We start from the raw sequence: 9,213 nt of genomic DNA on the forward strand, positions 1-9,213 counted from the left end.
CGATCAGGTGTTTGAGATGGAAGACATCAACGGCGAGTTCGGACAGGCCGATGTGGCCATCATCCTGGGCGCCAATGACGTGGTGAACCCGGCGGCGCACACCAAGGGCAGCCCGATCTACGGCATGCCGATTCTGGAGGCCTACAAGGCCAAGACGGTGATCGTGAACAAGCGCTCCATGGCCGCGGGCTACGCGGGCCTAGACAACGAACTCTTCTACATGGACAAGACCATGATGGTGTTTGGAGACGCCAAGAAGGTCGTTGAGGACATGGCCAAGGCGATCGAGTAGCTGGCAGCAGCGACAGATGAAGCACGCGACACTACGTCAACTCAAGGTATTTGAATCGGTTGCACGCAACCTGAGTTTCTCGCGCGCTGCAGAAGAGCTGCATTTGACACAACCGGCGGTATCCACCCAGGTAACCAAATTGGAGGAGCATGCCGGAAACCCTCTATTCGAACAGTTTGGAAAGAAGATTTACCTGACACCCGCGGGGCATGAACTGCTGCAGATCAGTCGTGGAATCATCCAGCAGTTTGAAGCGGCTGAAAGCGCGATGGCGCACTTCAAAGGCGTGACGGGCGGAAAACTCAACATTGGCGTGATCAGCGCCGGCGACTACTTCTTTCCCAGATTGCTCGTCGAGTTTGCCAGCCGACATAAAGGTGTGGTTCTCAATTTCAAGGTACACAACCGGGAAGGCTTGCTGAACCAACTCACCGAGAACCTCACCGACCTGGCGATCATGGTGCGACCACCGACTGACATGGATACCGTGCATCAGGCCTTTGCCCCGCACCCCTATGTCATTGTCGCCGCCGCAACCCATCCTCTGGTTGGCAAAAAGAACATCCCGAGAGCGACCCTGATGGCAGAGCCATTCGTGGTCCGCGAGAAGGGATCGGACACCTGGCGATCCATGGAGCAAGGTTTCGAGGGTGACTTGGGCAACCTCAACATTGCAATGGAGATCTGCAGCACAGAAACAATCAAGCAAGCAGTGATCGCGGGGATGGGAATCAGCTTCCTGTCCGCCCACACAGTGAGCCAGGAACTGAGAAGCGGCAGCCTGCGCGTGCTGGACGTGCAAGGCTTCCCACTGATGTTGCACTGGTACATCGTGCAACGGCGCTCCAAACGCCTGCCGCCTGTGGCGCAGGCATTCAAAGACTATCTGCTGCAGGACGGCGCAGCTCTCATTTCAAAAATCGTCCCTACCGACAGTTACGCGAAGCCCGCTTGAATGCCGGCATCGCACAACGCAAGTTGCTTAGCGCGCAGCCTTCAACGCGTCTTGCACTGCCTTGAAGAAAATGACGATGGGCATGGCCTCGAACAACTCGACCAAGAAGCTGAAATTCTGGCTCGGCAGAGAGTAGATGGAGTTAACGGAACCAATTTGCGATTTCATGGTTTTTCCTTTTGAACTAGGGTTAACCCTATTATAAAAGGAAAATCGTTTTTACCTAGTATTAACCCTAGGTTCCGCCGAGATATACGTCCAAACAGCAACAGCTGTACACATGGCGCAACAGGCTTTGTGTCGACTCACGTCCCGGAATCGGCCTCGATCAACACCGCACGAAAATCATTCACGTTGGTGCGTGTAGGACCAGTGACCACCGAATCCCCCAACAGCCCGAAAAAGCCGTGACCGTTGTTGTTGGATAAGTCGTCTTGCGGGTTGCGGCCAAGCTTCCAGGCACGCGCAAGTGAGTCGGGACGTAAGAGTCCACCCGCGATCTCTTCCTGTCCATCCACCCCGTCCGTGTCTCCCGCAAGGGCATAAACGCGGGGGTGACCATTCAAGGTCAGCCCCATCGACAGAAGACACTCCACATTGCGGCCACCACGCCCGGTGCCCCGCACAGTGACTGTTGTCTCGCCACCGGACAACAGCACGCATGGCGCAGCGAACGGCTGTCCGCGGTCAGCGACCTGCAATGCCATGCCCGCCAAGACCTTGCCGACATCGCGCGCCTCGCCTTCCAGCGCATCGCCCAGAATATGCGCCGGCATACCCGACTCGCGTGCAATGCGCGCAGCCGCTTCCAGCGCCTGCTGTGGTGCGGCAATCAAACGTATCTCGGTACGGGCCAGCCGAGGGTCACCGGGCTTGATGGATTCGCCCCGTCCACTCACCAGCAGATCGAGAGCCGCGGGGGGCAAGTCAATGCCATAGCGCCGTACGATGGCTAGCGCGTCTTCACAGCTGGTTGGGTCACCCACCGTGGGGCCGGACGCAATGTCCATCGGATTGTCTCCCGGCACATCCGAGATCAGCAGCGTGACAACACGGGCCGGATGGCATGCGACGGCCAGTCTTCCGCCCTTGATGGCAGACAGGTGACGGCGCACGCAGTTCATTTCGGAAATGGTTGCACCGGAACGGAGCAGCGCACGGTTGAGCTCCGTCTTGTCCTGCAGCGTAAGACCCGCAGCAGGAAGCGGCAGCAGCGCAGAACCGCCGCCCGAAATAAGACACAGGACAAGGTCCTCCTCCTTGAGTCCGGTGACGAGTTTCAACATGCGCTCTGCCGCCACCTGGCCCGCAGCATCGGGCACAGGATGGGCGGCCTCCACAATCTCGATGCGCTCACACGGAGCGGCATAGCCGTAGCGCGTAACGACCAGTCCCTCCAAGCGCGGCAGATGTTCCTTCCAATGGGCCTCTACCGCCTGCGCCATTGCGGCGGATGCCTTACCGGCTCCAATGACGATGAGTCGTCCATGGGGTGCTGGTAAGGGCAGGTGCTTGGGAACACAGAGAGCCGGCTGGGCGCTGGCGATTGCCGCATCGAACATCCGCCTGAGCAACTGTTGCGATGCGTTGGCACCGTGGGAGTCTGCCATGGAAGGGGCCATCACAACCACAACCGCTTCAGGCGGTGTGGCCGATTTCAAAGTTGGCCAGCTTTTCCAGTGCGCGCACCATTGCCGAGTGGTCCCATGCCTGGCCACCATGGGCAACGCAGGAGTTGAAGAGTTCCTGCGCGGTTGCGGTGTTCGGCAATGAAACACCGAGTGCACGTGCGCTGGACAAAGCCAAATTCAGGTCCTTCTGATGGAGTCCGATACGGAAACCCGGATCAAAAGTACGCTTGATCATGCGCTCGCCGTGTACCTCCAGAATCTTCGAAGAAGCAAAACCACCCATCAACGCCTGGCGCACGCGTGCGGGGTCGGCACCGGCCCGTGCAGCAAACAGCAATGCTTCTGCAACGGCCTCGATATTCAGGGCAACAATGATTTGATTGGCGACCTTGGCCGTTTGACCATCGCCATTGCCTCCAACCAGGGTAATGTTCTTGCCCATCAATTCGAACAGGGGCTTGACCTTGTTGAAGGTTGCCTCGGAACCACCCACCATGATGGACAGCGTGGCATTCTTGGCACCGACTTCGCCGCCGGACACAGGCGCATCCAGATATTCGCAGCCGATGGCGTTGATTCTGTTCGCAAAGTCCTTGGTGGCAATCGGCGAAATGGAGCTCATGTCCACCACGGTCTTTCCCTTGCTCAGACCGGCGGCCACGCCATTCTCGGAGAAGAGTGCAGCTTCAACATCCGGCGTGTCAGGGACCATCAGGAAAATGATGTCGGCCCGCTCCGCAACACCGCGTGCACTCAGGCATTGGGTAGCCCTGCTGCTTTCGATGTGTGCGGGCATCTTGCCCAAGGTAAAGACGAAAAGATCGTGGCCTGCCTGCAAGAGGTGACTAGCCATAGGGGCACCCATGATGCCAAGACCAATGAAGCCGATTTTGAGAGGGGATGAAGTCATAAGAAAATCCTGTTCTGTGAGATGGGACGAGTCAGGTCAATACCTTCAAGTCCGCTTCATTTTTTGCAGCCAGCCAAGGCCAGCGGTCGTGGTAGCTGCAGGTTTGTATTCGCAACCAATCCAGCCCGCATAGCCAACGCGATCCAGGTACTCCAATAGAAACGGGTAGTTGATTTCGCCGGTACCCGGCTCATTGCGCCCTGGGTTGTCTGCCAACTGGATATGCGCAATACGATGCAAGTGTTTTTGCATGGTCGTGGCAAGCTCACCTTCCATGCGTTGTGCGTGGTAGATGTCGTATTGCAGGAAAGCGTTGTCTGCACCGACTTCATCCAGAACGGAAATCGCCTGCTCGGTGCGGTTCAGGTAGAAGCCGGGAATGTCATAGGTGTTGATGGGTTCAATCAACAACCGCAGACCTGCCTCCTTGAGGGCTCTGGCTGCATACGAGAGATTGGCCACAAATGTTGCACGCAAAACCTCGGGCGAGGTTCCTGCGGGTGCCTTGCCTGCGAGGCAGTTGAGTTGCTTCACACCCAGGGCCTGGGCGTACCCAATGGCACGGCCGACTCCGTCGCGGAATTCCGCTACGCGCTGGGGATCGCAGGCAATGCCGCGCTCGCCAGCCTCCCAATCCCCTGCAGGCAGGTTGTGCAAGACCAGCTCAAGTCCGTTGTCGTCCAGACGTGATCGTAGGTCCTCCACCTTGAAGGCATAGGGAAAGAGAAATTCGACTGCGCGAAAGCCGGCCCGTGATGCGGCTTCGAATCGATCCAGAAAAGGCAGCTCGGTAAAGAGCATGCTGAGATTGGCGGAAAATTTTGGCATGTTGACGTTCTGCTGTGTTGCTGCGTATAGGTTCCGTTGGGCACTTATTCAAGCAACCCTGCGAGCTCCAGACCTTTGCGCCCTTCCGGATGCAGACACTCGATTTCTTCGAACTCGTTGATCTTGTCGATCTCAGTGCCCATTGCAATGTTGGTCACCTTTTCCAGAATGACTTCCACGACCACCGGAACCTGGTACTTTTCCGCCATCGCACGTGCTTCCACCAATGCACCCTGGATTTTTTCAGGGTCCGTCACACGCAGACTCTTGCAGCCAAGTCCCTGCACAACGGCCTGGTGATCCACGCCGTAGCTTTGCACAGTAGCGTCATCCACATTCTGGTTTTCAAACGCCAGCTGAACGCAGTAGTCCATGTCAAAACCACGCTGGGCTTGGCGTATCAGTCCCAGGTAGCTGTTGTTCACCAGCACATGGACGTATGGCAACCGGAACTGGGCGCCCACAGCGAGTTCCTCCAGCATGAACTGGAAGTCGTAGTCACCGGACAAGGCCACCACATTGCGCGTGGGGTCTGCAACGACGACGCCCAGAGCTGCGGGCATGGTCCAGCCCAGAGGACCGGCCTGACCACAGTTGATCCACTGGCGCGGTCCATAGACGTGCAGGAATTGGGCGCCAGCAATCTGGCTCAGACCAATGGTTGTGACATAGATGGTGTCACGCGAGAAGGCCTTGTTCATTTCTTCGTACACGCGCATCGGTTTGATCGGTGTTTCTGTGAAATGGGTCTTGCGGTGCATCAGTTGCTTGCGCTCCAAGCTGCGCTTGGACCAGTCACTGAAGTTCTTGAGTTTGCGGCTTTCCATGCGCTCCCGTGCAACCTGGACGAAAAGCTCCAGCGCCGCCTTTGCATCGCTGACGATGCCCAAGTCCGGGTTGAATACCCGACCGATCTGGGTCGGTTCAATATCGATGTGGACAAAGGTTCGGCCTTTGCAATACACCTCCGGAGATCCGGTATGGCGGTTCGCCCAGCGGTTGCCAATACCGAGCACAAAATCACTTGCCAGCAGGGTTGCATTACCGTAGCGATGGCTTGTCTGCAAACCCACCATTCCGGCCATCAGCGGATGGTCGTCTGGAATGCTGCCCCAGCCCATCAGCGTAGGAATCACGGGAACGCCCGTGAGTTCGGCGAATTCCACCAACAACTCCGAGGCGTCTGCGTTGATGATGCCGCCTCCTGCCACGATCAAAGGCTTGTCTGCGGCCATCAGCATGTCCAGAGCCTTTTCAATTTGCTTGCGTGTGGCCGCCGGCTTGTAAACCGGCAGTGGCTCATAGGTATCGATGTCGAACTCGATCTCTGCCATTTGCACATCAAAGGGAAGGTCAATAAGAACCGGGCCTGGGCGACCGCTACGCATCAGATGGAATGCCTGCTGGAAGGTGCGCGGCACCAGCCCCGGTTCACGCACCGTCACACTCCATTTGGTCACTGGCTTGCTGATGCTCTCGATGTCAACCGCCTGGAAGTCTTCTTTGTGCAGTCGTGCGCGTGGCGCCTGACCCGTGATGCACAGAATTGGAATACTGTCGGCAATAGCCGAGTACAGACCGGTGATCATGTCGGTCCCCGCTGGCCCACTGGTGCCAATGCATACACCAATATTCCCTGCCTTGGCACGCGTATAGCCTTCGGCCATATGCGAAGCACCCTCTACGTGGCGGGCCAGAATGTGTGAGATGGAATCGCGCTCACGCAATGCAGCGTAGAAAGGGTTGATCGCTGCACCCGGCACACCAAACGCTTGGGTGATACCTTCTTTTTCCATGACCAGCACGGCGGCCATGGCTGCCTTCATCTTTGCCATCTTGTGTCTCCAGTTATGTTTGATGAGTAACTGGAGAAAGTGTCTGCGCACGGCAACATATCTGGAAGTGCGGAGCGCGGCATTATGTTTATTCCTGTTCGGAATATTTGCGTTTTCAGGCGCGCGTGTTCTACTCGGCGCATGGACCATCTGCATGCCGTCAGACTTTTCATTCGGGTCGTGGACCTGGGCTCCTTCAGCAAGGCTGCCGCAGACCTGGGCATAGGCCAACCCTCTGCGACGAAAGTGGTGGCTCAGCTGGAATCCCAACTCGGTTCCCGTTTGCTGCATCGATCAACCCATGGCGTCACGCCGACGGAAATCGGCCTGCTGTACTACGAGAAATGCAAACTCATCAGCCACCACTTCGAAGAAGCGCAGTCCGTTGCCGCACTGATGCAATCGCAAATACAAGGCGTTTTGCGTATCAGCACCTCGGTGGCCTTCGGCAGACGTGTCATGGTGCCACTGGTCATGCGCTTCATGAGGAGCAACCCCAAGGTCCAGATCGAGTTGACTTTTGATGATCGCTATGTCGACCTCGTAGCGCAGGGCATAGATGTCGCCGTACGGATGGGGCGCTTGTCCGACTCCACCTTGGGTGCGCGTTTTCTGGGCATCAATCCCTGGGTCGTGGTTGGTTCGCCCAAATATCTGGCGGAACGCGGCATACCCAAACGCCCCGCGGACCTCGCTCGACATGACGCCTTGGTATACAGCACGGTACAAGGCGACGCGCGTTGGCTATTCACGGGAGCAGATGGTCGCTTGCATCCGACTCCGGTAAGAGGCCTGCTTCGCTCCAACAATCTGTCCGCATTGCTTTCCGCTGCCAGCGCAGACATGGGTATTGCTGCCTTGCCGTGGTATGTGGCCTATGAGTCGGTCCAGTCCGGTGCTGTGGTGCCCATCCTGAGCGAGTGGTCGCTTCCTTCGCAAGAGATACACGCGGTGTATCCATCGCCTCGTCGGGTTCCCGTCAAAGTCAGCCATTTCATTGACTGGTTGCAAGGGCAGATTGGCGAGTCATGGTGGTCCGATTACAAATAATCGAATGCTGATGGCCACCCCGAACCGCCCCCTATTTCCCCCCATTTTTCAAGCTACCTGAAGCCTTCCGCACAAAGGGCTACGCACTGCGCCAATCATGTGCACACGGGCGCCCCAAAGGGGCGTATACAAGGCATAGAGGTGCAGAAGATGCCTAGGGAAAATACTAGCCCGAATTTTCCGAAAGATGACGGTGGTCAAGCGCTCCAAGCGGGTCACGCTTCTACATTTCCTCACCCGAGCATCGTTTCTCTATTGGAAATGAATCACTTCGTCTAGGGTTAACTTGCCGCATCTTCGCCGATGTTTCGCCATGAGCAATGATAAGGAGACACAAATAACATGACACAACAACATACCGTGGCCGCTTCAGGAGTGGGCCATATGACCGACGCTGTACACCACCCCATGTTCCGATGGGGACAACTGATTCTGGGCATTCTCTGCATGGCCTTGATTGCCAATTTGCAGTATGGCTGGACTCTGTTCGTCAACCCCATTGACAGCAAATTCCATTGGGGGCGGACAGCCATTCAGCTGTCTTTCACGATTTTCGTCGTGGTGGAAACCTGGTTGGTCCCCATCGAGGGCTGGCTGGTTGATAAATTCGGTCCCCGCCCCGTTGTTGCCGGTGGCGCCATCCTCGCGGGCTTGGGCTGGACGATCAACTCCTATGCCAACTCTCTGACCATGCTGTATTTTGGTGCGGTGGTTTGCGGCATTGGCGCAGGCTGTGTCTACGGCACTTGCGTTGGCAATGCCTTGAAGTGGTTCCCGGATCGACGTGGCCTGGCTGCCGGACTGACGGCAGCTGGTTTCGGTGCCGGTGCTGCGGTAACCGTGATTCCAATTGCCAGCATGATCGAATCCGCTGGATACGAGCAGACCTTCCTCTCGTTCGGTATCGGGCAAGGCATCTGCATGTTCATCTTTGCGTTGATGATGGTAAAGCCGGTACCACCTAAAAATGTCGCGATCCGCTCACGACTGGTAATGACCAAGGTTGACTACACGGCAGCACAAATGGTGCGGACCCCGGTGTTCTGGCTGACGTATGTGATGTTTGTGGCTGTCGCAGCGGGCGGCTTGATGGCCACTGCCCAACTCGGCCCTATGGCCAAGGACTACGGACTGAATGCAATACCGGTGAGTTTCTTCGGCATGGTGACCTTGCCGCTCTTGACCATGACATTGGCTGTTGACAATTTGGCCAACGGATTTACACGACCACTGTGCGGATTCATTTCCGACCGACTGGGTCGTGAGAACACCATGGCAATCGTGTTTGTCAGCGAAGGGTTTGCGCTTCTCGGACTCATGAAGTTTGGACACAGTCCCTACGCCTTCATGACCTTTGCGGCGCTGATATTCCTTTGCTGGGGTGAAATCTTTTCGATTTTCCCTGCGTTGGTGGCTGACACATTTGGTATCAAGAACGCCGCTGCCAATGCGGGAACCATGTACACGGCCAAGGGCACCGCAGCGCTGCTGGTTCCATTGGCATCCCTGATGTCAACCAATGGCAACTGGGACAACGTGCTCATCCTTGCAGCAAGCATTGCCATCGTCGCAGGTCTGTGTGCCAAGCTGGTTCTGGCACCCATGCGCAGCAACTGCATTGCGCAAGCCAATGCACGCAATGCGCCATTCGCCTGATACACACAAAACACTGTAGGCCAGCGCCGAAATGGCGTGTATTTTTTAGCTGGATA

At 56.8% G+C, this 9,213-nt stretch carries 9 protein-coding genes; 4 read left to right on the top strand and 5 right to left on the bottom strand.

From position 1 onward, the window contains the following. Both AC1RMF_RS26080 and AC1RMF_RS26085 read left to right on the top strand, forming a co-directional pair. Positions 1–292: NAD(P)(+) transhydrogenase (Re/Si-specific) subunit beta (locus AC1RMF_RS26080; protein WP_493145418.1), on the top strand; the 292-nt coding region annotated here is incomplete at its 5' end. A 16-nt stretch (positions 293–308) separates the two neighbouring features. Next, on the top strand, positions 309–1,247 hold the full coding sequence (locus AC1RMF_RS26085) for a LysR family transcriptional regulator (protein WP_342619646.1): 939 nt from the start codon (positions 309–311) through the stop codon (positions 1,245–1,247). A 27-nt stretch (positions 1,248–1,274) separates the two neighbouring features. Here the strand turns inward: AC1RMF_RS26085 and AC1RMF_RS26090 are convergent, their stop codons facing one another. The 5 genes from AC1RMF_RS26090 to gcl all read right to left on the bottom strand — a co-directional run bounded on the left by AC1RMF_RS26090 (position 1,275) and on the right by gcl (position 6,451). Further along, positions 1,275–1,415, bottom strand: a complete 141-nt coding sequence (locus AC1RMF_RS26090) for a hypothetical protein (protein WP_342619647.1) — start codon at positions 1,413–1,415, stop codon at positions 1,275–1,277. A gap of 137 nt (positions 1,416–1,552) precedes the next feature. Then, a complete protein-coding gene (locus tag AC1RMF_RS26095; RefSeq protein WP_493145419.1) occupies positions 1,553–2,857 on the bottom strand; it encodes a glycerate kinase type-2 family protein in 1,305 nt (434 codons plus the stop codon). A gap of 28 nt (positions 2,858–2,885) precedes the next feature. After that, complete coding sequence (glxR, locus tag AC1RMF_RS26100; RefSeq protein WP_493145420.1) at positions 2,886–3,788, bottom strand: 2-hydroxy-3-oxopropionate reductase; 903 nt, start codon at positions 3,786–3,788, stop codon at positions 2,886–2,888. Between the two features lie 45 nt (positions 3,789–3,833). After that, positions 3,834–4,616 (bottom strand): hydroxypyruvate isomerase, encoded by a 783-nt coding sequence (gene hyi / locus AC1RMF_RS26105; RefSeq protein WP_493145421.1) that lies wholly within the window; start codon positions 4,614–4,616, stop codon positions 3,834–3,836. A 44-nt stretch (positions 4,617–4,660) separates the two neighbouring features. Next, positions 4,661–6,451 carry a glyoxylate carboligase gene (gcl, locus tag AC1RMF_RS26110; RefSeq protein ID WP_493145422.1) on the bottom strand — a complete coding sequence of 597 codons (1,791 nt, stop codon included), beginning with the start codon at positions 6,449–6,451 and terminating at the stop codon, positions 4,661–4,663. Positions 6,452–6,592: 141 nt separating this feature from the next. Here gcl and AC1RMF_RS26115 point away from each other — a divergent pair, with 141 nt between their 5' ends. Then, positions 6,593–7,501 carry a LysR family transcriptional regulator gene (locus AC1RMF_RS26115; protein ID WP_493145423.1) on the top strand — a complete coding sequence of 303 codons (909 nt, stop codon included), beginning with the start codon at positions 6,593–6,595 and terminating at the stop codon, positions 7,499–7,501. 384 nt (positions 7,502–7,885) lie between these two features. Continuing rightward, on the top strand, positions 7,886–9,157 hold the full coding sequence (gene oxlT, locus AC1RMF_RS26120) for an oxalate/formate MFS antiporter (RefSeq protein ID WP_342621039.1): 1,272 nt from the start codon (positions 7,886–7,888) through the stop codon (positions 9,155–9,157). Positions 9,158–9,213 lie beyond the last annotated feature (56 nt).

The sequence above is a fragment of the Rhodoferax sp. GW822-FHT04A08 genome (assembly GCF_058801025.1).